Source organism: Paractinoplanes polyasparticus, assembly GCF_019710575.1.
Taxonomy (GTDB): Bacteria; Actinomycetota; Actinomycetes; order Mycobacteriales; family Micromonosporaceae; genus Actinoplanes; species Actinoplanes polyasparticus.
Genome location: NZ_JAHWFK010000001.1, coordinates 515,719 through 538,091 on the forward strand (window position 1 = coordinate 515,719; position 22,373 = coordinate 538,091).

The following is a 22,373-nucleotide window of genomic DNA, read 5'->3' on the forward strand; positions in this document are numbered from 1 at the left end:
CCCCGCACCCGGCTACCCGCTCACGAGCCGGAATGCTGAGGGGTGGTTTGGGTCCGTGCGGTGCGGCGCGGGAGGATCAGGACGTGGGCGGGGACGGGGATGCGGCGACGCGGCTGCGGGTGCGGCTGCTGGGCGCCTTTCAGGTGAGCTGCGGCGAGGCCGTGGTTGCCGTTCCCGGCGCCCGGGTCCGGGGGCTGCTGGTGCGGCTGGCCCTGGGCGGCGGGCGGCCGGTCGACGCGGGGACGCTGGTCGACGCGGTCTGGGCCGACGGGCGGCCGGCGGAACCGGGCAACGCGCTGCAGGCCCTGGTGTCGCGGCTGCGGAAAATCCTGGGCCGGCCCGGTGCGGTGGTGCCGGTCGAGGGTGGCTACCGGCTCGATGTGACCGGGAACGATGTCGACGCGCTGCGCTTCGAACGGCTGGCCGCGGGCGGACGCGAGAAGCTGCGGACCGAGGATCCACGGGCCGCCGCCGGCCTGCTGGCCGAGGCGGTGGCCCTGTGGGTGGGTCCGGTCGCCGCGGAGCCGGCCACCGTCGCCACGGTGGCGCCGGCCACGGCCACCCGGCTGAGGCGGATCTCGGTCGAGGCGGTGGCCGACCTGGCCGAGGCCGAACTCGTGCTGGGGCGGGCCGGCGACGCGGCCGCCCGGCTCACGGCGTTGCTGGCCGAGGAACCGCTCGACGAACGGGCTGCGGCCCTGCTCATGGACGCTCTCGCGGCCCAAGGCCGGCAGGCCGAGGCGCTGGGTGTCTACGAAGCGATGCGCGAGATCCTCGCCGACCGGCTGGGCGCCGACCCGGGAACCGCCCTGCACGAGCGCCATCTGCGCCTCCTACGCTCTCCCGCCGGAACCGCGACCGCGCACCCGCGGCCGGCGCCCGGCGTTGCCCCGCCCTCCGGCGCGGAGACCCCCGGGTCGGCCGACCGGATCGAGGCGCTGCCGCCCAGCAACCTGCCGGCGCCCCTCACCAGCTTTGTCGGGCGGGACGACGATCTGGCGCGGATCGACACGCTGCTGGCGGCCGGGCGACTGGTGACGATCGTCGGGCCGGGCGGGGCCGGTAAGACGCGGCTCTCGATCGAGGCCGCGCGACGGCGGCGGCACGAGTACCGGGACGGCACCTGGCTGATCGACCTGGCCGCGGTCACCGAGCCCGCCAAGGTCGGCGCGGCCCTGCTGACCGCGGTCGGGCTGCGCGGGTCGGCGCTCTTCGAGCCGTCGGCCCGGATGCAAACATCCGGGGCGGAGCTGGACGTCCTGGTCGAGCAGCTCAGCGGACGGGAGAGCCTGCTCGTCGCCGACAACTGCGAGCATCTCATCGAGGCCGTCGCGCATCTGTTCGCCGCCCTGCTGCCACGGTGCCCGGGCCTCAAGGTGCTGGCCACCAGCCGCGAGCCCCTGGCGGTCGACGGCGAGGCGCTGGTGCCGCTCGGGCCGCTGGCCCTGCCCGCGCCCGGCGACAGTGTCGACGATGTCCGGCGTACGGCGTCGGTCCGGCTCTTCGTCGAACGGGCCTCAGCCGTGCGCCCCGGCTTCGACGTCGACGAGACCACCGGGAACGACATCGTGCGGGTCGTACGGGGGCTCGACGGCATGCCGCTGGCTCTCGAGCTGGCCGCCGCTCGGCTGCGCACACTGTCGCTGGCCGAGCTCACGACCGGCCTGTCGGACCGGTTCCGCCTGCTCACGACGGGCAGCCGCACCGCCAGCCCCCGTCACCGCACGCTGCGCGCGGTCATCGCCTGGAGCTGGGATCTGCTCGGCGACCACGAACGTACGGTGGCCGAGCGGATCGCCGTGCTGCCGGGCGGCGTCACCGCGGCCACGGCGGCCGCGGTCTGTGCCGGCACGACCGTCTCCCCGGCCGACATCCCGGAGCTGCTCGGCGCCCTCGTCGACCGCTCGTTGCTCCAGCTCGCACCGGAGCCGGGCCGCTACCGCATGCTCGAGACCCTGCGCGAGTACGGCATGGAGCGCCTGGCCGACCGGGCCGAGCTGACCGCCGTACGGGGCCTGGCCGCCCGCCATCTGGCCCGGCTCGTCGCCCGCCTCGAGCCCCAGCTGCGCGACCGTCGTCAGCTGGGCGCGCTGCGCGAGCTCAACGCCGAGTACGACAACGCCCTCGCCGCCCTGCGCCACCTGTGCGACATCGGCGACGGCGCCGGCGCGGTCGCCCTCGCGATGGACCTGGCCTGGTACTGGCAGATGTTCGGCCGGCACACCGACGCGACGTTCTGGCTGGCCGAGGCGCTCGAGGCGCCGGCGGCGGGGCACTCGCTGCGGCGGGACTGCGCCGAGGCCATGCTGCTGCTCAACCGGGTCGGCGCCCGCTCGACGATGACGACCGAGGCCGTCGAGCGGAGCGAGGCGGAGCTGCGGGCGCTGACCGACCGTCTGCTCGCCTACCCGGCGCTGCCCGGCCTGGCCGGCGCCCTGACCGCCCTGTCGCTTTTCTTCCTGCGGGAGGACGAGGGGTCGCTGTCGGTCATCAACCGCCTGATCAAGGGCCGGGACGTCTGGCTGGCCGGCCTGGCCCACCTGTTCCGGGCCCAGTTCGCCGAGAACGAGGGCGACATCGAGACGATGGACGTCCACGTGACCGCCGCGCTGGAGTGCTTCGCCGGTGTCGGCGACCGCTGGGGCCAGGCGACCGCGCTGCCCATGCGGGCCCTGCTGCGCCAGTACGGCGCCGATCTGGACGGTGCGCTGACCGACCTCAGCCGGGCCCGCTCGCTGGCCCGCGAGTTCGGGTCGCTCAGCCTCAACGACGAGCTCTTCATCGATCTGCGCTGGATCGATCTGCACATGCGCCAGGGCAACGAGCAGCAGGCCGTCGCCATGCTGGTCGCCCTGCGGGAACGGGCCCTGCACGGCGCCGCCCCGGAGATGCTGGTGCTGCTCAACGCGCTGGAGGCCGGGATGTGGATCCGCCTCGGCGATCTGGGCCGGGCGCGCGAGCTCATCGACCTGGCCGAGGCCCAGATGGCGGCCGACCCGCTGTTCGCCGGCGATCACGGCCGGGCCATCGCCGGCACCGTGCGGGCATCGCTCAACGTGGAGGTGGGCGATCTGGCCGGCGCCCAGCGGGCGCTCACCGGCGCCTACACCGCAGCCGTGGAGAGCCGCGACAAACCGGTCCTGGCCTTCGTGGCGGTGGCCGCGGCCGGTCTCGCCGAACGCCAGGGCCACCCGGGCGAGGCGGCCCGCCTGCTCGGCGCGGCCGCCCGTCTGCGCGGCAGCCACGATCGCAGCGACCCGAACATCCGCGAGGTGACCACCCGGACCCGGACCGCTCTGGGCGAAAAGGGCTTCACCGCGGCGTACGGGGAAGGTTTCGACCTGGACGGCAGGAGTGCTTCCGTCCAGGTCGATCCGGCCCGTCTGCGCCGCGGCGAACTGCCCCCCGTTCAGGCCCGCCGCGCGTAGGCGCGCAGGGCCAGCGGGACGAAGACGACCAGCAGACCGGCCATCCAGGCCAGGGTGATCGTCAGGCTGTGTGCCACCGGGCCGCCGACCAGCAGTCCGCGGATCGTCGACACCAGCGGGGTGATCGGGTTGACGTGGACAAAGGCCTGCAGCCAGCCCGGCAGCGTGTCGGTCTGCACGAACACGTTGCTGCCGAACGAGAGCGGGAAGATCAGCAGGAACATGACGCCCTGCACGGCGCCCGGGGTGCGGACCAGCATGCCGACCCAGACCGAGATCCAGCAGAAACACAGGCCGAAGCCGATGCTGAGCGCGACCGCAGCCACCGCCGGCACGAAGCCGGTCTCGACCCGGAAGCCCATCAACGTCCCGAAGCCCAGCATGAACACGCAGACCGTCAGATAGCGAACGACGTCCGCCGAGACGGCGCCGATCAGCGGAGCCGAGCGGGCGACCGGCAGCGAGCGGAACCGGTCGAAGACGCCCTTCTCGATGTCGGCGTTCAGGTTCTGGCCCAGCGCGATGCCGCCCAGCGCCAGCGACTGCGCCAGCAGGCCGGGCAGCAGGAACTGGAGGTACGCGCCCCGGTCGCCGGCGCCGATGGCCCCGCCGAACAGGTAGGTGAACAGCAGCAGGAAGATCACCGGCTGGACGGTGACGTCGATCAGGGCCTCGGGCGTGCGAACGGTCTTGATCAGACTTCGCCGGGCCAGCGCCAGACTGTGACGCATCAATGCCGCCGGCGCGCCGCCGCGTGGACGGTCGATGTCGCCGGTGAAGCCGCCGCGGGTGGGAACGTCGAGGGTGGTCATACGAGCTCGTACTCCTTCTTGGGCGCGGGGGTTCCCTCGGTGAGGGCGTGGAACACCTCGTCGAGGCTGGGCAGGTGCAGGCCGAAGTCGACGACCTCGACGCCGGCCCGGCGCAGCGCCGGAACGGCCTCGTCGAGCGCCAGGTCGCCGGCCACGGGCACGCTGACCGCGCCGGGGCGGGCGCCCGCGGCCGTCTCGGCGGACGCGCTCGTGCCGGGCGCGGCAACGGCGTCGAGCACCCGCAACGTGTCGGGCACCTTGGCCGGGTCGGCCGGGCGGACGCTCAGGGTGAGGCCGCCGACGCGCCGCTTGAGCCCGTCCGGGGTGTCGTGGGCGATCACCTTGCCGTGGTTGATCACCACGATCTCGTCGGCCAGGGCGTCCGCCTCTTCGAGGTACTGCGTGGTGAGGAGCACGCTGGAGCCCTGGGTGACCTGGGTGCGCACCACGCCCCACATGTCCTCGCGCTTGGCCGGGTCGAGGCCGGTCGTCGGCTCGTCCAGGAAGATCACCTCGGGGTGGCCGACGAGGCTGGCGGCCAGGTCGAGGCGGCGCCGCATGCCCCCGGAGTAGGTCTTGGCCATCCGGTTGGCCGCCTCGGCGAGGTCGAACCACTCGAGCAGCTCGGCCGCCCGCTTCTTGGCGTCGCTGGTCCGCAGGTCGAGCAGCTGACCGATCAGCACCAGGTTCTGGGTGCCGGTCAGGTCCTCGTCGACGCTGGCGTACTGGCCGGTGAGGCCGATGCGGCGGCGCACCCGGGCCGGCTGCTTGAGCACGTCGATGCCGGCCACCTCGGCGTAGCCCTCATCGGGGCGCAGCAGGGTGGCCAGGACGCGCACGGCCGTGGTCTTGCCGGCTCCGTTCGGCCCGAGCACGCCGAGCACGGTGCCGCGGCGCATCGCGAGGTCCACCCCGTCGAGTGCCTGTGTCTTGCCGAAGCGCTTGCGGAGTCCCTCCGCGCGCACTACGAGGTCACTCATGTCACTTTCCTCCCGTCGCGAGCGGCGCCGTGTGGCGCCGGCTCTCGACGAGAAGGTTCGCGCGGTGCGCTGACATCTTGCGCACATATCGCTGACACAGCCGTGTCAGCGGCGGCGGTGGGTTCCCCGGCGCGGCTTCACGGTCCACACGATCAACCCGCCGACCAGCACAACCAGGGGTATCGCGGCTATCCACAGCAGGGGTGATGTGGGCTCGCTCACTGGCCCTGCGGTTGGTAGCGGCGCGGCGCGCGTCTTGGCCGGCGCGGGCTTCGCGGACGGACGGGGCGCGAGATCCTTGCCGACCACCGACAGGATCCAGGGGGCGATCGCGTCTACGCGCGTCGAGGTGTCGGCGCCGCTGTGCGGGCAGCGCGGGCCACGGCTCACCACAGCCACCACGACGGCCGGCTTGCCGTCGGTGAAGTAGGGGCCGCCCGAGTCGTGCGGGCAGGCGCTGGTGGTCTTGCGCGGGGCCGCGCCCTCCACACCCAGCTCGACCTTCGAGACCGAGGTGACCTCGAACTGGCCGGTCTGCAGGCGGGAGGCCGTCCGCTTGGCGGTGCCGCTGGTCAGGCCGAAGCCGACGAGGCGCAACCGCTGGCCGTCGACGGGCTTCCTGCGGTTGAGCTTGAGCGGGGTGATGCCGGTGATCGCCTTGTCGAGCCGCGCGAGCGCCACGTCGGCCGAGCCGTGCTGGCGCACCTCGACGACGTTGGCCGTGACTCCGGCCTTGCCCTTGAGGTCGGCGCGGCCGATCGTGGCGATGGTCTTGTCGGCCACCGTGCGCGAGACGCGCTTGTCGTTCTCGTCCTTGAAGCAGTGACCGGCGGTCAGCACCCAGTGCGGCGAGATCAACCCGCCCGAACAGGAGCTGTTCCGTTTGCCCCCGTCGGCGGTCGGGATGCCGATGTCGGTGAGCTTGACCGCGAACTCGTACGTTCCGTCGGGCACGCCGTCACCGTTCGCGATCGCGTGGGCCGGCGTGCTCACCGTCCCGGTGGCCACGATGGCGGCCAACGCGACGAGGACCCTCGATAGCGTTCTCATCGGGGACGACAATAGAGGCAGACCGCCAATTACGGACCGCATCCCTGAGGACACAGGTCCCCGGGGACGCCGGCCCCCGGGGACGAACGGCTCAGGACTGCAGCCACTCCAGCAGGTCGGCGTTGATCGTGTCGGCCTGGGTGGTCGGCATGCCGTGCGGGAAGCCCTCGTACGACTTCAGCGTGCCGTTCTTCAGCAGCTTGGCCGAGAGCGGGGCGGAGTCCGCGTACGGGACGATCTGGTCGTCGACGCCGTGCATGACCAGCACCGGCACGGTGATCTTCTTGAGGTCCTCGGTGAAGTCGGTCTGCGAGAACGCCACGATGCCGTCGTAGTGAGCCTTGGCGCCGCCCATCATGCCCTGGCGCCACCAGTTCTGAATGATCGCCTCGGAGGACTCGACGCCCGGCCGGTTGAAGCCGTAGAAGGGCCCGGACGGCAGCGCCCGGTAGAACTCCGACCGGTTGGCGGCCAGCTGCGCCTGCAGGTCGTCGAACACGGCCTTGGGCAGGCCGCCCGGGTTGGCCTCGGTCTGCACCATCAACGGCGGAACGGCGCTGATGAGCACGCCCCGCGCCACCCGCTCCTCGCCGTGCCGGGCGATGTAGTGGGCGACCTCGCCGCCGCCGGTCGAGTGGCCGACGTGGATCGCGTCGCGCAGGTCGAGGTGCTCGACGACGGCCTTGAGGTCGTCGGCGTAGTGGTCCATGTCGTGGCCGTCACTGACCTGAGTGGACCGTCCGTGCCCGCGCCGGTCGGCCGCGACGACCCGGTAGCCCTTGCTCAGGAAGAAAAGCATCTGCGCGTCCCAGTCGTCGGCCGACAGCGGCCAGCCGTGGCTGAACACGATGGGCTGCCCCGAGCCCCAGTCCTTGTAGAAGATCTCGACGCCGTCGGAAGTGGTTACGTAACCCATGCCGGTCTCCGCTCATCTGTGCTGGGAGTGCTCCCACCGGCCAAGCTATGCCCGCGGAGGTGCTCTCCGACAGCAATACGTGATGAACGACAACTTTCGAATTCGCTGTCACGCCAACGCCCGGAGGGTGGTCCCGGCGACGATTTCGGCCATTCGGGCGAAGCCGGAGTTGTCGGCGGACAAGACTGAAATCCCCCGGCGAGGCTGATCAGGACGAGCGGGCGGCGAAGCCGGTTTCGTAGGCGAGCACGACTGCCTGGACGCGGTCGCGGATGCTCAGCTTGGTGAGAATCCGGGCCACGTGCGTCTTGACCGTGGTTTCGGCCACTACGAGCTCGGTGGCTATCTCGGCGTTGGACAGGCCCCGCGCGATCAGCCGCAGCACGTCCCGCTCGCGGTCGGTCAGGGCGGCCAGTTCGGGTGGCGGGCCCGCGGGCCGTTGCGGGGCACCGAAGCGTTCGACCAGGCGCCGGGTGATGGACGGCTCGATCAGGGAGTCGCCGGTGGCGGCCGCTCGGACCGCGGCTATCAGTCGGGTGGAGGGTGCATCCTTCAGCAGGAAGCCTGCCGCTCCCGCCCGCAGCGCCCGGTAGACGTACTCGTTCTGGTCGAAGGTGGTCAGCACGACGATGGTGGGCGGGTCGGGGTGGCGGAGGATCTGCTCGGTGGCGGACAGGCCGTCGAGTTCGGGCATGCGGATGTCCATCAGGATCACGTCGGGGGCCGTGAGGCCGGCCTGGCGGATAGCCTCGGTGCCGGTGCCCGCTTCGGCCACCACCTCGATGTCGCCCTCGGCCTCGAGGATGACGCGGAAGCCGGTGCGGACGAGGGTCTGGTCGTCCGCGATGAGCACCCGGATCTTCTCGGTCATCCCGCGATTGTCCCGCCGGGACGGCGTCCGGCGGGTCATCCCTGCGGACGATGCCGTCGCCGAACATCGTCCTTCAGGCAGACGAAGGCTACGGGGCCGGCTTCCTAACGTCGGCGGCATGAGAAAAACTTCGGATTACGTGCTGGCGGGACTGTTCACCGCCGGCGGCATTCTGCTCATGGTCGAGAACCTGATGGCGGACGGCGACACCTCTCTGGCGCACCCGGTGTCGACCACGTCGTGGCTCATCCTGCCGACCTTCCTGCTGGTGGCCGTGCCGATCCTGTGGCGGCGGCGCAACGCTCTCGCGGCTACCTGGCTCACCGTCGCGGTGATGGCGGCGCACGTGCTCGCGTTCGGGTGGCTCACCCGGTGCGGGGTCGGCCTGCCGCTGGCGGCCGCTCTCGCGTACGCCGTCGCCCGTTTCGCCGGCGGCCTGCGCAATCAGGCGATCGGGCTGGCCGGGGTGGTGGCCCTGATCGTGCTGACGCTGGTGCGGGACAGCTCGATCGGTGGACTGCCCGGTGGGTTGGAAATCGGACTCCCGGTCGCTGCCCTCTTCTACGGCATCGGTCTCACGGTCCAGAATCGGGTGGCCAGGAAGCAACTGGTCGCCGCCTGAGGGGAGGACCGGCCATGAGCAGGGTCAGAGCCGTCGACGGGCTCGTCGCGGGAATCCTCACCGCCCTCGGTGTGGTGCTGATGAGCTACGACATCGCCGAGTTCGACGGCTCGGCCTGGCTGATCCCGGTCTTCGCCGCGGCCACCGTGCCGGTGCTGTGGTGGCGGCGCAGCGTGCTGGTGGTGAGCGGGCTCGCGCTGGCCGTCATGGTGCTGCACGACCTCGTCTTCGGGTGGGTCACCCGCTGCGGTGCCGGGCTGCCCCTCGCGTTCACGTTGGCCTTTCTCGGGGCGCTGGCCTACAGCCGTACGAAAGCGTGGGTGAATTTCGCTCTCAGCCTGCTGCTCTGTGTGGCCGTGCTCGCGCTGGACACGGCGGCCGGGGTCGGGACCATGGTGCTCGCGACGCCGGTGGCGCTGATCGTCTTCGGGGTGGGGCGGGCGGCCCGGCACCGGACTTTCCTCAACCGGCAGTTGCGCGCCCGCGACGAGGAACTGCGACGGCTGCGCGACGAGCGGGCCACGCTGGTGGTCGCCGACGACCGCGCGCAGCTCTCCCGGCAACTCGACGGCCTGCTGCAGGACAGGCTGGAACAGTTGGCCCGCGCCGCCGAGTCGGCCGAAGGGCTGGCGCCCGCCCAGGCCCGAACGCTCCTCGAACAGATCGAGGTGGGCGGGCGCCGGACGATGGACGACATGCGGGAGATCGTCGGGCTGCTGCGCGGCGGTGAGGCCGACCTGACGCCGGCCCCGACGGTGGCGCACCTCGACGCGCTGCTGGCCCGCTCGGCGAGTTCGCGGCTCACCGTCACCGGCGATCCGCGCTCGCTGCCGGCCACGGTGGAGCTCTCGGCCTACCGGATCGTCGAATATCTGGCCGGCTCGCTGGGTGGGCTCGAGGTGGCGATCCGGTTCGCCGACGACATTCTGGAGATCCACGTGAACGGTTCGGTGAGCCGTGGGGCTGACGTCCGCGCGGCGGTGACCCGGGCCCGGGAAAGGGCACGGCTCTTGGGCGGCTCGGTCGACGTGAAGCTCACACGGGGCCGGGCGCGGGTGGTGGCCCAGCTGCCCGTGCCGGGGTGAGCGCCGTGCGGCAGCTCGAGCGGGTGGGCATCGTGCTGATGGTCCTGGCCGTCGTCGCGCTGCCGACCGCCGTCCACGGCTCGTGGAACGTCCCGCTGACCGGGTTGCTGCTCGCCAGTGGGGGCACGCTGCTGTGGTGGCGGGAGCACCCGCGGGCTGTCGTCGGGGTGGGCGGCGGGCTGTGGCTGCTCGCGGCGCTGATCGGGACGGGCGGGTGGTTCCCCGACCCGGCGCTGGTCATCATGGCGCTGCTCGCCGGGGTGGCCGCCCTGGCCTGGCGCGGGCGGGCGGCCCGGGTGGCCGGGGCGGGACTGGTCGCGTACGTCTGGCTTCTCTGGTCCATAGTGGATACCAGCCTCGTGGCGGTCGCGATGTTCAGTGTGCCCAGCTTCTTCGCCGGCACCGTGCTTCGGCTGCGGCAGGAGGCGGCGGCCCGGCTCGACGCCCGCAACCGCGAGCTGGAGGAGGAGCGGGAGCTCTTCGCCGACCTGGCCCGGCGGCACGAGCGCTCCCGGATAGCGGCTGAGCTGCACGACATCGTCGGCCACGCGATCAGCGTGCTGATCATCCAGGCGGCGGCCGGGCAACGGCTCGTCGACGATCCGGAACGGTCCCGGGCGGCGTTCGACGCCATCGCCGAGTCGGCCCGGCGCGGACGGGAGGACTTGGGCCGGCTCGTCGAACTGCTCGGCGGCACCGAGGTCGGCGGGCCCGACCTGTCGCTGATCGAGGAGGTCGTCACCCGGGCGGCGGGCAGCGGCCTCGACGTGACGTGCCGCTTCTCGGGCGACCGCGACGGGGTGGCGGCGCCGGTCGCGCACATCGCGTTCCGCGTGGTGCAGGAAAGCCTGACCAACGCCCTGCGGCACGCGCCGGGAGCGGCCGTACGGGTCGAGGTTGCCGGCTCGGGCCGGGCCCTGCGCGTACGGGTGCAGAACGACCAGCCGATCCAGGACGCGCTGGCCCTGGGCGGCACCGGGCGCGGCCTGGCCGGGTTGCGCGACCGCGTACGGGAAGCGGGTGGCCGGTTGGACGCCGGTCCGGCACCCGGTGGCGGATGGCTGGTGCGGGCCGAGCTGCCCCTTCGATCGCCGGCCGCGCCCTCGACCGGGCGTTGACCCAGTCGAGGCGCGAGCCGACGGCGTGGAGCGTGGCGGTCAGGCCTTCCAGAAGACGTAGACGGCGCCGTACTTGACGGCCTTCTTGGCGCCGTCGGTGCAGGCGCCGGCCGGGGCGGTGCCGCCCGAGGTGAGCAGGCGGCTGATGTGGGTCGAGGTGCCGATGACGCCGCTGCCCGACTTCTCGGTGACCTCGAGCAGCAGCTCGGGGATCGTGCCGGTGCGCGCGCTCTCGCCGATCTTCTTCGCCTTGACGAGCGAGTTGTCGCGGGTCGACTGCCAGCTCGGGCCGCCGAAGTGGTGGATGCGGCCGCCGGTGCCGATCAGCTGGGCCTCGGGCACGGACGCGCCGGTGAAGATGCCGCCGGCGCACGTGTAGGTCTGGGTGCCGGAGGCGACGAAGTACGCGCCGATCGGCTTGGCGCCCTTCGGCGGCTTGATCGCGTCCGGGATGCCCGGGATCGACACGGCGCGGGCATCGGCCCCGACAGCGGCCGGCGCGACGGCGGCCTGCTCGGCGGCTGAGGCGTTGAAGGTCACGGCGCCGACGGTGGCGACCACGGCCGCCATCCCCACCCCGGCGGCGGCGCGAACCCGGGAACGCTTCGTGTTGAGCATGGAAACTCCTTGTTTGGGGGCGTGAGCGTCGCCCCTTCGCCTCCTGACACGGTTCCCGGCCGCCTCCAGATGTACATCACAGTCGATGTTGCCCGTTCGTCCTCGATGGATGGCCCGTTCGGCTGACCCTACTGTTAAGTAGCGGTTTCCGAAGGCATTTCCGCAGCTTAGGATGCATCCTGCCGCAACCCGCGCGGGTGGCCGTCGGACGTACCCGCCCTGTCCCGACACCTTCGCCGAGCAGATGGCCTGGGTGCTGCTGACGAAGATCGAGGCCGTCTCGTCCGGCGGACAGACCCGGTAGCCGCGCACCTCGACCGCTCGCACTCGGTCCGGTCGAAGTTCACGTAGTGGGGCCAGATCAACAGCGAGTAAGCGACTCCGCCCGGCTTCACCGTGACGGTCCTCTTTTCCCACTCCCCCGCCTCGCGGGCGAACGCTCTGATCGGCCGTACGACATCGGCGCGGGCCCGGCGTGCTGCCGTCCGGCGCGGAGGTGAGCGGTGCTCTACTGGTGGCCGGCGTCGCTGCCCGCGCATGACGACGGCCCGCGGCTTCGAGAGCCGCGGGCCGTTCGTGGTGTGCGGGGCGGTCAGGACTTGAAAGCGTCCTTGACGTTCTCGACAGCCTGCTTGACCTTCGAGCTGCTCTGGTCGGCCTTGCCCTCGGCCTCGAGCTTCTCGTCGTCCGTGGCCCGGCCGACGCCCTCCTTGACCTTGCCGCCAACCTCTTCAGCCTTGTTGTCGACCTTGTCATCGAATGCCATGTCAGCCTCCACTTCGTCGTGCCAACAACCTAGGGGTACCCCTCCTTGCCCGGCGGCAATCATTTCCGTCGGCGAGATCCGAGATTGACACCTCCGCGGGTCGCCTGATCCTGGCGGCGACGGTCTCGCACCAGGCGAGGACGGTCGGCGGCTGCACTCAGACCCGGCAATGCCGAGCGGCGCCTGATCCTGACGCCCGGGTTCTCGCACCGGTCCGGAAAGGGTCGGCGGCTGCACTCAGATCGGGCAATGCCGACGCCGAACAGGGGTCATCTCCACGGGCGGTTGAAGGCGCCGGCGCTCGCAGGCCGCGACGATGGTCGGCGGTAGGCGCTATTGGCCGTCGGGGACGACCTCGGTGCGCTGGTCAGGGGTGGCATCGTTGCGGGCGTCCGGGGTGACTTCGGTGGGCCGGCCGGGGGTCCGGGGGTGGCGGAGGCCGGGGTGGTCAGCGGGCAGGGTGCGGCGGATCACCCACCAGCTCACGGCCAGGCAGGCGGCCACCAGCGGCCAGGTCAGGGCTACCCGCGCGACGCCCAGCGCGACCACCTGGCCCGCCGCGTAGAGCGGCAGGAAGACGGCCAGCCGTACGACGTACTGCAGCACCCACACCCAGCTGGCCAGGCCGTACGAGCGGAGCAGAGCCGGGTCGCGACGCCAGCGGGCTCGCTGGCCGAGGACGGCGCCGACGATCAGGCCCAGCAGCGGCCAGCGGATCACGATGCTGACCGCCCAGGCCAGAGCGCTGGCGGCGTTGCTCAGCAGCTGAATCAGGAAGAAGTCCTCGGCCCGGCCGGTACGCAGGGCGATCAGCGCGGCCACGCACACACCGAGCAGGCCGATCAGCACCGCGCGCGGCTTCTCGCCGCGGCGCAGACGCCAGACCGAGATGGCGATCGCGCACACGACCGCCACGCCGGCGCCGGCCCAGATCGACTGGCCGGCCGCCAGCCAGCCGGCCACGAACCCGACGGCCGGCAGCGTGGCGTCGACCGCGGCACGCCGCCCGTTGAGCAGCTGCGGCAGCGACTCCGGCTGCGTCATCCCCACACCCCGTCCGCTCGGCAGACGGACCCGGCAGAGGACCGTCTGCTCGACAGTTAGGAAAGCCTAACTGCAGCCGGCGCGGGGACTCACTCCAGGTGGAACGTCGCGCCGCCGCGACTCAGAGCGTCAGGCGCGGGAGCTCACTCCAGGTGGAACGTCGCGCCGCCGCGACTCAGAGCGTCAGGCGCGGGAGCTCACTCCAGGTGGAACGTCGCGCCGCCGCGACTCAGAGCGTCAGGCGCGGGAGCTCACTCCAGGTGGAACGTCGCGTCGCCGCGGCTCAGGGCGTCGGGAGCGGTCTCGAGGCGGAGCAGATAGTTGACGTGCCGCAGATAGCGGCCGGGGAAGTTCACCGACTCGAACGAGACGCCGGCCGCGTCGGCCAGGCCGGAGCGGCGCTGGAAGCTGGCGTCCGCGTTGAACAGGGCCGTTCCGTCGGCGCGGTCGACCCATGCCTCGTTGTTGCGGTGGCGCAGGTAGGAACCGGGATAGTTGGTCGATTCGAGCGACACCGAGCCGCCGCCGGCCAGACCGGGAACGATCCGGAACTGCGAGTCGGCGAGCACGGTCACGTTCGGGTCGAGGCGGGCCCGGAACTCCCAGTGACGCAGGTGGCGGTCGGGGACGTTGTGGGACCTCAGCCGTACGGGATGAAGGCCGTCGGGAATCGGGATGCCGAAGTTCGGGGCGCCGTCGGCGTTCCAGTAGAACTTCTGCACGCGGGTGCGGCGGTTCGGGTCGTTGAGCGGGTCACCGCTGATGTCGCGGTAATTGCGGTCGTGATAGACGAGCAGGTCGCTCTGGCCGTCCTCGGCGACGGTGAACGAGTTGTGCCCGGGGCCGTACTGACCGGTGGCCGCGTTGCTGACGAAGACCGGGTTGGGGCTCTTGGTCCACGACGAGGCGCTGAGCAGGTTGGCGGTGGCCGACGCGGTGAGCAGCCCGAGGCAGTAGTTCGCATCGGTGGCGCTGGCCGAATACGTCATGAAGACCCGGCCGTTGCGCGCGATCACGGCCGGCCCCTCGTTCACCGCGTACCCACGGGTCTCCCAGGCCAGGGTCGGGACAGCCAGGCGCACGGGTGTGCCGGTGATCGTCCAGGGGTTCGACATCCGCGCCAGGTAGAGGTTGGAGTTGGTGGCGATGCCCGGCTCCTGCTGCGCCCAGGCGAGATAGCGGACGCCGTTGTGGACGAACGTGGTCTCGTCGAGCGAGAACGTGTCCCAGGCGGTGACGATTCGTCCGCGCTCGGTCCAGGCGCCGGTCAGCGGGTTGGCTGACGAGCTCTCGAGTACGTACATCCGGATGCGGAACCGGTCGTCGGCGCGCCCGGCCGTGAAGTAGACGTACCACCTGCCGTCGATGAAGTGGATCTCCGGCGCCCAGATGTTGGCGCTCATCTCGCCGCTCGCGTGCTTACGCCAGATCACCGTTTCGCTCGCGCCGGCCAGGCCCTGAACGGTCGTGGCCCGGCGCAGCACGATGCGGTCGTACTCGGGGACGGTCGCGGTCATGTAGTAGTAGCCGTCGGTGTGCTTCCAGACGTGCGTGTCAGCCCGTTGATTGGCGATCGGGTTCGAGTAGGCCACCGGCGGCGCGGCCACCGCCGGCCTCGCCGGAACAAGAAGAACAGCCGCCGCCAGGATGAGCAGACTGACGAGTCGCTTCACACCGCACCGCCTTTCCGGCACTCGGTCGACGGCCGAAGAAGACCGCCAGCTGTAGGACGAGCAGTTGTACGACGACCAGTTGTATGACCAGTAGTTGTATGACGAGCAGTTGTATGACCAGCAGTTGTATGACGAGCGGCTGCGCGACGGACGGCCGTGCCGGCGGTTGATGACCGGCTTGTATGACGAACAGCTGCCTGAACACGCTCGACGACATTGCATCGACGACCTTCGAAGCGCCTGGCGACATTGTTAGCGATAACAATATCGCGGTCAAGCTCGGGCGACCCCGGTTGCCGTGGGCGCTCGCGGGTTCTAGCATCGCGGCACACACACATTGACGTCCTTCGACGCTTGATGCCACCGTCGAAGCGCTTCGACAGGGCGTCCGGAACAGAGGGGACATCATGCGCAGACGTGTTCTTGCGCTCTCGACGGCCGTGGCAGTTGTCGCGGGAGGAGCGGCCGTCCTCACCGCCCTTCCCGCTTCGGCGGCGGCCGGGTGCCGCGTCGCCTACACGGTCAGCAGCACGTGGCCGGGCGGGTTCGGGGCCAACGTGACGATCACCAACCTCGGGGATCAGCTCTCGTCGTGGACGCTCGCCTGGTCGTACGGCAACGGCCAGACCATCACCCAGGCCTGGAACGCCACCGTCAGCCAGAGCGGCTCGACGGTCACCGCCCGCAACGCCGGCTACAACGGGGCGATCAGCACCAACGGGACGGTCTCGTTCGGCTTCAACGCAGCGGCGAGCGGGACCAACAGCGTGCCGACCGCCTTCACGCTCAACGGGACAGCCTGCACCGGTGCCACGACCAACCCGCCGACCCCGACCACTCCCCCGCCCTCGAACCCGGGTAACGGCGTGCCGTCCGACGCGGCCTGGGTCGACTCGGGACAGTGGGCCTCGTGGACCAACAACGGGTACACGCTCTACAACAACATCTGGGGCGGGGGCGCCGGGACGCAGACGATCTGGGCCCGCAGTGGCACGAACTTCGGCGTGGTCGCCAACCACCCGCGCACCAGCGGGGTGAAGTCGTACCCGAACACCGGCAAGACGCTCAATCGCACGCTGAGCTCGCTGTCCTCGGTGACCAGCTCGTTCAACGTGTCGGTCCCGGCCGACGGTGACTTCGCCACCACCTACGACATCTGGGCCGACAACCACGCGTACGAGGTGATGATCTGGACCAACCAGCACGGCGCGGTCGGCCCGATCGCCGAGAGCTACGACGCCAACGGGGCCGTGCCGAACGTCCGGAACCTCTCGGTCGGCGGGCACACCTGGAACGTCTACCGCGGCTCGAACGGGGCCAACGCCGTCTTCTCGTTCATCCGCACCGACACCAACTCGGGCACGATCGACCTGCTGGCCGTCATGAACTGGTTGCGCACGAACAACTGGTGGGGCAACGTCACCGTCGGTGAGCTGCAGTTCGGCTTCGAGATCACCGGCACCGCCGGGCAGTCGAACTTCACCACCAACGCCTTCTCCCTGAATTACAGCTGAGGCATGTCGAGACGGCGGTGACGGCTCCGACCTGAGGACACAGGCGGCGTCACCGCCGGTTCGGTCAGAGGAGGACTTCGTGTTCGTGACCGGGGGCATCGAGGAGGCCATCGCCACCGCTCAGAAAATCGCCGGCCGGCGCGACGTCGGCGTCAACGGCGACCAGATGGCCCGCCAGACCCTGGAGGCGGGCCTGCTCGACGAGTTCCACATCGACCTGGTGCCGGTGCTGCTCGGCGCGGGCACCCCGTTCGTCGGCCAGTTCGCCGGCGGCCCCCTGCTGCTGGAGGGCCCCGTCGGCGTAGTCAACGGCACGGGCGTCACCCACCTGCGCTACCTCGTCCGCCGGTAGGCGACCACGCCAACCCTGCCGACTCCAAGCCGCTCAGCAAGCTGACCTGGCCGACGGCGGTGTCCGGCACCGCACCCACCATCACCCTCGACAACCTGCTCATCTGTCTGCAGCTGATGGCCACCGATGCGGCCCGGGTGGACGCCGCCAAGAACGCCGGCTTCTGGACGACGACGCCGCCGTCCGTGCAGGTCATTCGGTCCGGCGCGCTGGCCTTGTCCAAACGCCGATTGCCGTGACCGGGGCCGCGGGCGGGATCAGCGGCGTTCTGGCCATGGTCGGCGCCTTCTTCGAGGTACTGATGGACAACACGAACACGCCGGTCGCGGTGGCACTCATCGGGGCGGCGGCGCTCGTCCTCTCCGCGACAGCGATCGCGCCGGCGCTGTTCGTCAAGGCCGATGTCGAATCGCGCGGCGTCGCGACCGCCGCTCGCAACACCGGCCGGGCCGCGGTCGCTGCGGCTTTCCTGCACGCCACCGCGGCCCTGCCGGCGTCACCGCACCGCTGACGGACGACAGTCTTCTCGGGCTGCTGACCGCGTTCCCGAACCGGGTCAGGGTGGCCACGAGCAGAGAACCCGTCCCCCGGCTGGTGACCAACGTCGGCAAGTCACCCGACGGCCACGTCGAGGTTCAGGTGAAGGACGGATCGTGGATCGAGATCGACCGGATCACCGGTTACACCACGGCGTGACTGTTCCCCCGGATCTAGGCTCGGGGGTATGCGCCTGGCCCACATCACCGACCTGCACTTCGGGGCCGAGGAGCCGGCCGTGGTCGCGGGGCTGCGGGCCGACCTGATCGCCCAGGCGCCCGACCGGCTGCTGGTCGGCGGCGACCTGACCATGCGGGCCCGGGACGACCAGTTCCGGGCCGCGGTTGACCTGCTGGGGTCGGTCGGAAGGCCCTGGACGTGCGTGCCGGGTAACCACGACCTGCCGCTCGACCGGCCGGCCCGGGCCTTCGACCCGCTGGGCGCCTATCGGCAGTTCGTCGATCAGGAGCCCGAGCCGACTGTCCGCGACGGCGGTCTGCTCCTGCTCGGGCTGAGCTCGCCTCGGCCGTATCTGTGGAAAGGCGGCCGGATCGACGGGGCGCAGCTGGCTCGGATCGGCTCGGACCTGGCCGGGGCGGCCGATCTCAAAATCCTTATGCTGCATCACCCGGTGTTCCGCTCGGAGCAGCGGCCGGACGAAGCCCTCGTGCACGGCGCCGGCGACACGCTGCGAGCGGCGGCCGCGGCCGGTGTCGACGTCATCCTGTGCGGGCACGACCATGTGGCGGCGCAGGCCGGTCTGAGCGGGATGATCGGCCTGATGAGCGGAACGGCCTGCTCCTGGCGCGTGCGAGCCGACGAGAGCCAGTCCTGGACCATGCTGGACCTCGACGGCGCCGACCTGCGGCTGACCGTACGGCACTGGCTCGACGGCGCCTTCCGACCAGCGCGCACGACACACTGGCGCCGCACCTCCGACGGCTGGCACGCCTGAAACACGGCACCCAGGAAGCGGCAGAGCGCAAAAGGCCGAGCGCCGTGTCCACCACGCAGCCAAGCCCACGCAAATGGCAGACGAGAAGCGTCGCGTCAGACGGCGGGCGCGCCTGACGCCACCCGGACCAGGGCGTTCAGGTCGCGCCGGCTGAGCGCCGCGGCGCGCGGCCGGGCACCGGACGAGCGGGGCACCCGCACCCGCAGGGCGCCGGGCAGCGATCGGAAGACCAGCGGCGGCGTCAGCAGGATCGCCTCGCCGTCCACACCGGCCGCCACGTCGGCCTTGGAGCGCACCGTGAACTTGCGGGCCACGAACTCCCCCGCCGGGATGGCGCCGCGCACAGCGACGATCCCCAACCGGCCGGTGTCGAGGCGTGGCCGCCCGCCCGACCGGCCCACCCGCGACAGGTCGTACGGGTTGTTGGAGACGAGCACCAGCGACACCCCGCTGATCGGGGGCCCCTCCGGACTGTCGAACTCGAGGTCCGACGGCGCGGCCGCGGGGCCCAGCAGGTCGGGCAGCAGCCGTCCCCACGTCCGGATCTTGGCTTTGCGGTAGCCCTTGGCCCGTACCACCTCGGCGTAGACGCCGAGGGAGGCGTTGTTGACGAAGATCCGGTCGTTCACCGAGGCCAGGTCGACGAGCCGCTCGACGCCGTCGGTGAAGGCGTCCAGCGCGCCGGCCACGTCGGTGCGGTCGAGCCCGAGGTCGAGAGCGAAGTGGTTTCTCGTGCCGGCGGGCACACAGACGAACGGGAGACCGTGGCGCATCGCCGTGGTGGCGACCAGCGCCTGCGAGCCGTCCCCACCGGCCATGCCCAGCACGTCCGCCCCCTCCGCGGCGGCCCGTTCGGCCAGCGCGGCCAGGTCGTCGCCGGGCCCGAGAGTGATCACCTCGAGACCGCGGGCCGCGGCCGCCTCGGCCAGGCCGGCCCGGGCCGCCACGCCGTCACCCGACCGTGGGTTGATCAGCAGGACGCCGCGACGGGCCGCGGGGACCGGACGGGCCGGATGACCGCCGCTGATCGTCGCCGAGCTGTGCGGGCCGAGCGCGTAGCGTCCGGCCACGGCGAACACGATCAGCATGGCCGCCTGCGTCAGGAACAACGACAGGCCGATCGTGACCATCATCAGGACGCCGACCGCCGCCACCAGCACGGCAAGCCAGCGCAGCAGGCCGCGGCGGGTCAGCGCGTACCAGGTCGCCGTCGTCACCACCACGACCGCGAGCACGAACGACACGAACGTGCCGAAGTGCAGCACCGTCGTCTCGAGCGTGGCCGCGACGGCCAGCAGCGGCGCGATCAGGGCGATGACGGCGGCGGCGCGCCGGCCACCGCCGGGCGTCACCGCCGGGCTGGTCACCGTGGTGGTGGAACGATGATCGGCGGTGTGCCGCCCGGTCCGTCCGGCGGCTCGGCGCCCTTGCCGTTGCTGACCTCGATGGCCACGACGCCGTTCTTGACCGTGCGGCCGCTCGGGCTGGTGCCGGCCGCCGTGCCCGCGGGGCACTTGGACTCGACCTCGCTGCTGGACACCACCGCGTCGAATCCGGCGTTCTCGATGCGGTCACGGGCCCGCGTCAGCGAGAGGCACTCGACGTCGGGGATGCGCCGCTGGTCGCCGTACACGATCTTGCGGTTCTCGGGTCGTTTGAACTGGACCTTGGGCTTGCCGTCCATGTAGTCGCCGAGCGTGCGGTAGACGGCCGGATTGACCTGGTCGTGGTCCATCCGGTCCTTGTGGGCCTGGTAGTCGGGGTTGACGAGGTAGCCCGCCACCACCAGGGACGTCGTGCCGGCGATGAGCGAGGCCGTGCGGTCGCGGTCGGTGGTGCCGGTCTTGCCGAACACCGGGTGCCCGACCACGCCGCGGGTCACCCGGGCGGTGGCGCCCTCGCAGCTGCCGGTGCGGGCGCGGTCACCCACCGGGCAACGGGCTGCGTCGAGCGCCGCGCGGGCGACGTCGACCGAGGTGGCCCGTTCGCAGTGGGACTTGCCGATGTCGAGCTTCTGGTTGTCGCGGGTGGTGATCTGTTCGATCGGGGTGGGCTCGCAGTACATGCCGTCGGCGGCCAGGGTCGCGTACGCGTTGGCCATGTCGAGCGGGGTGGTCGCGGACACGCCGAGCGTGAAGGCGCCCCACTGGTGCGAGTAGCCGTCCGACGCGAGCTTGGCGTCCTCGGGGTCGCGGAACTTGATGCCGAAGCGCTTGGCCACGTTCACCACGTTGTCGGCGCCCACCCGCTCCTCCAGCGGCACGAAGTACGTGTTGATCGAGCGGCCGAACCCGCTCCACATGTTGTAGACGCCCTCGCCGCCGCCGCCCGAGTTCTGCGGGCACCAGAAATGCGTGCCCGGGCAGGCCGAGTCGCTGCTGCGCTCGACGATGTACCGCGACTTGTAGAACTTCTCGGCCTTGATCGTGTAGTGCAGCGGGTAGCCCTTCTCGAGCGCCGCGATCAGGGTGAAGATCTTCATGACCGAGCCGGCCTGGTAGCCGTTGACGCCGCCGCCGCCGGTGATCAGCGGGTTCACCGTGTTGGGGGCGGAACCCTTGACGCCCGCCCGCCGCTTCCTGGGGTCGGACGAGAGCGGGTTCTTCGAGTCGTCGAGGCTGTACTTGCGGTTGGTCACCAACAGCTTGACCTTGCCCGTGCGCGGCTCGACCGCCGCCAGCAGCAGGGCGTTCTTGTTCTTTTCCTTGATCAGGTCGCCGACCCGGGCCTTGGCCTCTTTCGTGGCCTTGAGGTCGATCGTGGTGGTGATGCGGTAGCCGCCGCTCTTGAGGCGCCGCTCGCGCTCGAAGTTCGTCGCGCCGAACTCGGGGCGATCCATCCACCAGCGGTAGAAGAAGTCGCAGAAGAAACCCCAGCTGTTGTACGCCACGGAGACGCACCCGTTGCCGACCGGGGCCACCTTGCGCGGGATGGCCTCCTTCTTGGCCGCCGCGGCCTGGGCCGGCGTGATGGCGCCCATCTCGAGCATGCCCGGGATGACGTAGTTGTTGCGGCGCTGGCGGATCTCGTCGTACCCCTGCTTGGTCGTGGGGTCGTAGAACGACGGCGCCCGTACCACGGCGGCGAGCAGGGCGGCCTGGCCGATGGTGAGGTTCTTGGGGCTCTTGTTGAAGTAGACCTTGCTGGCGGCGAAGATGCCGTACGTCTGCTTGCCGAACGGCGCCATGTTGAGGTAGCGCTCGAGGATCTGGTCTTTGTTCAGCTCCTGCTCGACCCGCATGGCGTACTTGATCTCGGTGACCTTGCGGACGTTCGTGTCCTCGGTGGCCTTGACGACCTCGGACGGGCTGGTCGCCGAGTAGGCGAGCGACATGCGCACCCACTGCATGGTGATCGTCGAGGCGCCCTGCTTGGACTCCGACTTGCCGCTGTTGTTGACCACCGCCCGGGCGACGCCCTTGAGGTCGACGCCGTTGTGGTTGTAGAACTCGCGGTCCTCGGCGGCCACCATGGCGTCGCGGATGTGCGGCGACATCTGCTTGAGCGGCACGTCGCTGCGGAACTCGTCGTAGAACTGCGCGATCTGCGTCTTGTTGTCGGACGCGTAGACCCGCGTGATCTGCGGCGAGGCGAAATCCTTGAGCTCGCTCGGCAGGCTGGCGAACGCCTGGTTGCCGACCTTGGCCGTCAGACCGGACATCGCCGCCACCGGGAACGCCGCGGCCGCCACCACCACGCCCGCCACCAGCCCACAGGTCAGCAGCGCGAACACATTGAAGAAGACGTTGTGATCACGCCTGCGCCACCACGAACTCACCGAACCACCACCAGAGCCTCGTCGGGAGCGAGTCCCGTCTATTTCACCTTGCTTTGTCAAGGCGCGGGCCCGGCAATTGCGCCTCAGTCCGGCATTTCCCCCACAATCTTCGACCAAAAGATCCAAACCAGAAAGCCGATGTACGCCTTCCCGGCGACCCCACGCGACGCAGAGTCACCGCCTGGAGCGGAAGTAGTGACGGGCCACCCAGTCGGCCAGGTCGACACCGAGTGTGCGGGCCGCCGTGTCCGCCG

At 71.0% G+C, this 22,373-nt stretch carries 22 protein-coding genes; 11 read left to right on the forward strand and 11 right to left on the reverse strand.

Annotated features, from left to right (window positions below):
- The first annotated feature begins 83 nt into the window (after positions 1-83).
- On the forward strand, positions 84-3,428 hold the full coding sequence (locus KXC43_RS02445; RefSeq protein WP_221374187.1) for an AfsR/SARP family transcriptional regulator: 3,345 nt from the start codon (positions 84-86) through the stop codon (positions 3,426-3,428).
- On the opposite strand, the gene KXC43_RS02450 is transcribed toward KXC43_RS02445, so the two are convergent.
- The 5 genes from KXC43_RS02450 to KXC43_RS02470 form a co-directional block, all read right to left on the reverse strand.
- Positions 3,410-4,240: an ABC transporter permease gene (locus KXC43_RS02450; protein WP_221374188.1), complete on the reverse strand. Its 831-nt coding sequence runs from the start codon at positions 4,238-4,240 to the stop codon at positions 3,410-3,412. The genes KXC43_RS02445 and KXC43_RS02450 overlap by 19 nt on opposite strands.
- On the reverse strand, positions 4,237-5,220 hold the full coding sequence (locus KXC43_RS02455; protein ID WP_221374189.1) for an ATP-binding cassette domain-containing protein: 984 nt from the start codon (positions 5,218-5,220) through the stop codon (positions 4,237-4,239). The genes KXC43_RS02450 and KXC43_RS02455 overlap by 4 nt, the downstream gene beginning before the upstream one ends.
- Before the next feature lie 105 nt (positions 5,221-5,325).
- Entirely contained in the window at positions 5,326-6,270 is a 945-nt protein-coding gene (locus tag KXC43_RS02460) for a S1 family peptidase (RefSeq protein ID WP_221374190.1), read from the reverse strand.
- Positions 6,271-6,361: 91 nt separating this feature from the next.
- Positions 6,362-7,186: an alpha/beta fold hydrolase gene (locus KXC43_RS02465; protein WP_221374191.1), complete on the reverse strand. Its 825-nt coding sequence runs from the start codon at positions 7,184-7,186 to the stop codon at positions 6,362-6,364.
- A gap of 208 nt (positions 7,187-7,394) precedes the next feature.
- Complete coding sequence (locus tag KXC43_RS02470) at positions 7,395-8,057, reverse strand: response regulator (protein ID WP_221374192.1); 663 nt, start codon at positions 8,055-8,057, stop codon at positions 7,395-7,397.
- Between the two features lie 118 nt (positions 8,058-8,175).
- Here KXC43_RS02470 and KXC43_RS02475 point away from each other — a divergent pair, with 118 nt between their 5' ends.
- The 3 genes from KXC43_RS02475 to KXC43_RS02485 are packed head-to-tail and all read left to right on the forward strand — an operon-like array spanning position 8,176 to position 10,882.
- A complete protein-coding gene (locus tag KXC43_RS02475; protein ID WP_221374193.1) occupies positions 8,176-8,679 on the forward strand; it encodes a hypothetical protein in 504 nt (167 codons plus the stop codon).
- Positions 8,680-8,693: 14 nt separating this feature from the next.
- Positions 8,694-9,764 carry a sensor histidine kinase gene (locus tag KXC43_RS02480; protein WP_221374194.1) on the forward strand — a complete coding sequence of 357 codons (1,071 nt, stop codon included), beginning with the start codon at positions 8,694-8,696 and terminating at the stop codon, positions 9,762-9,764.
- Between the two features lie 5 nt (positions 9,765-9,769).
- Positions 9,770-10,882 (forward strand): sensor histidine kinase, encoded by a 1,113-nt coding sequence (locus KXC43_RS02485; protein ID WP_221374195.1) that lies wholly within the window; start codon positions 9,770-9,772, stop codon positions 10,880-10,882.
- A 39-nt stretch (positions 10,883-10,921) separates the two neighbouring features.
- On the opposite strand, the gene KXC43_RS02490 is transcribed toward KXC43_RS02485, so the two are convergent.
- Positions 10,922-11,500: a DUF3455 domain-containing protein gene (locus tag KXC43_RS02490; protein ID WP_221374196.1), complete on the reverse strand. Its 579-nt coding sequence runs from the start codon at positions 11,498-11,500 to the stop codon at positions 10,922-10,924.
- 172 nt (positions 11,501-11,672) lie between these two features.
- Between KXC43_RS02490 and KXC43_RS50470 the strand changes: the two genes are divergently transcribed.
- Positions 11,673-11,804, forward strand: coding sequence for a hypothetical protein (locus KXC43_RS50470; RefSeq protein WP_255643317.1), 132 nt, complete (start codon positions 11,673-11,675; stop codon positions 11,802-11,804).
- A 288-nt stretch (positions 11,805-12,092) separates the two neighbouring features.
- Here the strand turns inward: KXC43_RS50470 and KXC43_RS02495 are convergent, their stop codons facing one another.
- The 3 genes from KXC43_RS02495 to KXC43_RS02505 all read right to left on the reverse strand — a co-directional run bounded on the left by KXC43_RS02495 (position 12,093) and on the right by KXC43_RS02505 (position 14,983).
- On the reverse strand, positions 12,093-12,266 hold the full coding sequence (locus tag KXC43_RS02495) for a CsbD family protein (protein ID WP_221374197.1): 174 nt from the start codon (positions 12,264-12,266) through the stop codon (positions 12,093-12,095).
- Positions 12,267-12,599: 333 nt separating this feature from the next.
- Complete coding sequence (locus KXC43_RS02500) at positions 12,600-13,310, reverse strand: DUF3159 domain-containing protein (protein WP_221374198.1); 711 nt, start codon at positions 13,308-13,310, stop codon at positions 12,600-12,602.
- A gap of 251 nt (positions 13,311-13,561) precedes the next feature.
- Positions 13,562-14,983 carry a family 43 glycosylhydrolase gene (locus tag KXC43_RS02505; protein ID WP_308128936.1) on the reverse strand — a complete coding sequence of 474 codons (1,422 nt, stop codon included), beginning with the start codon at positions 14,981-14,983 and terminating at the stop codon, positions 13,562-13,564.
- Positions 14,984-15,390: 407 nt separating this feature from the next.
- Here KXC43_RS02505 and KXC43_RS02510 point away from each other — a divergent pair, with 407 nt between their 5' ends.
- From KXC43_RS02510 to KXC43_RS02530, 6 genes are all read left to right on the forward strand, one after another.
- The gene (locus tag KXC43_RS02510) at positions 15,391-16,497 is read left to right on the forward strand and encodes a glycoside hydrolase family 12 protein (RefSeq protein ID WP_221374200.1); all 1,107 of its coding nucleotides are present in this window, start codon (positions 15,391-15,393) and stop codon (positions 16,495-16,497) included.
- 79 nt (positions 16,498-16,576) lie between these two features.
- Positions 16,577-16,849: a dihydrofolate reductase family protein gene (locus KXC43_RS02515; protein WP_221374201.1), complete on the forward strand. Its 273-nt coding sequence runs from the start codon at positions 16,577-16,579 to the stop codon at positions 16,847-16,849.
- Positions 16,850-16,908: 59 nt separating this feature from the next.
- Positions 16,909-17,088: a hypothetical protein gene (locus KXC43_RS02520; RefSeq protein ID WP_221374202.1), complete on the forward strand. Its 180-nt coding sequence runs from the start codon at positions 16,909-16,911 to the stop codon at positions 17,086-17,088.
- Entirely contained in the window at positions 17,085-17,360 is a 276-nt protein-coding gene (locus tag KXC43_RS02525; RefSeq protein ID WP_221374203.1) for a hypothetical protein, read from the forward strand. The genes KXC43_RS02520 and KXC43_RS02525 overlap by 4 nt, the downstream gene beginning before the upstream one ends.
- A gap of 50 nt (positions 17,361-17,410) precedes the next feature.
- On the forward strand, positions 17,411-17,545 hold the full coding sequence (locus KXC43_RS50475; RefSeq protein WP_255643318.1) for a hypothetical protein: 135 nt from the start codon (positions 17,411-17,413) through the stop codon (positions 17,543-17,545).
- A 28-nt stretch (positions 17,546-17,573) separates the two neighbouring features.
- On the forward strand, positions 17,574-18,341 hold the full coding sequence (locus KXC43_RS02530) for a metallophosphoesterase family protein (protein ID WP_221374204.1): 768 nt from the start codon (positions 17,574-17,576) through the stop codon (positions 18,339-18,341).
- Positions 18,342-18,436: 95 nt separating this feature from the next.
- Here KXC43_RS02530 and KXC43_RS02535 read toward each other — a convergent pair whose 3' ends face one another.
- Together KXC43_RS02535 and KXC43_RS02540 are read right to left on the reverse strand one after the other, a co-directional pair.
- Positions 18,437-19,708 carry a diacylglycerol/lipid kinase family protein gene (locus KXC43_RS02535; RefSeq protein ID WP_221374205.1) on the reverse strand — a complete coding sequence of 424 codons (1,272 nt, stop codon included), beginning with the start codon at positions 19,706-19,708 and terminating at the stop codon, positions 18,437-18,439.
- Positions 19,705-22,119: a penicillin-binding protein gene (locus KXC43_RS02540; RefSeq protein ID WP_221374206.1), complete on the reverse strand. Its 2,415-nt coding sequence runs from the start codon at positions 22,117-22,119 to the stop codon at positions 19,705-19,707. Before KXC43_RS02540 ends, KXC43_RS02535 begins: the two co-directional genes overlap by 4 nt.
- Between the last annotated feature and the right edge of the window lie 254 nt (positions 22,120-22,373).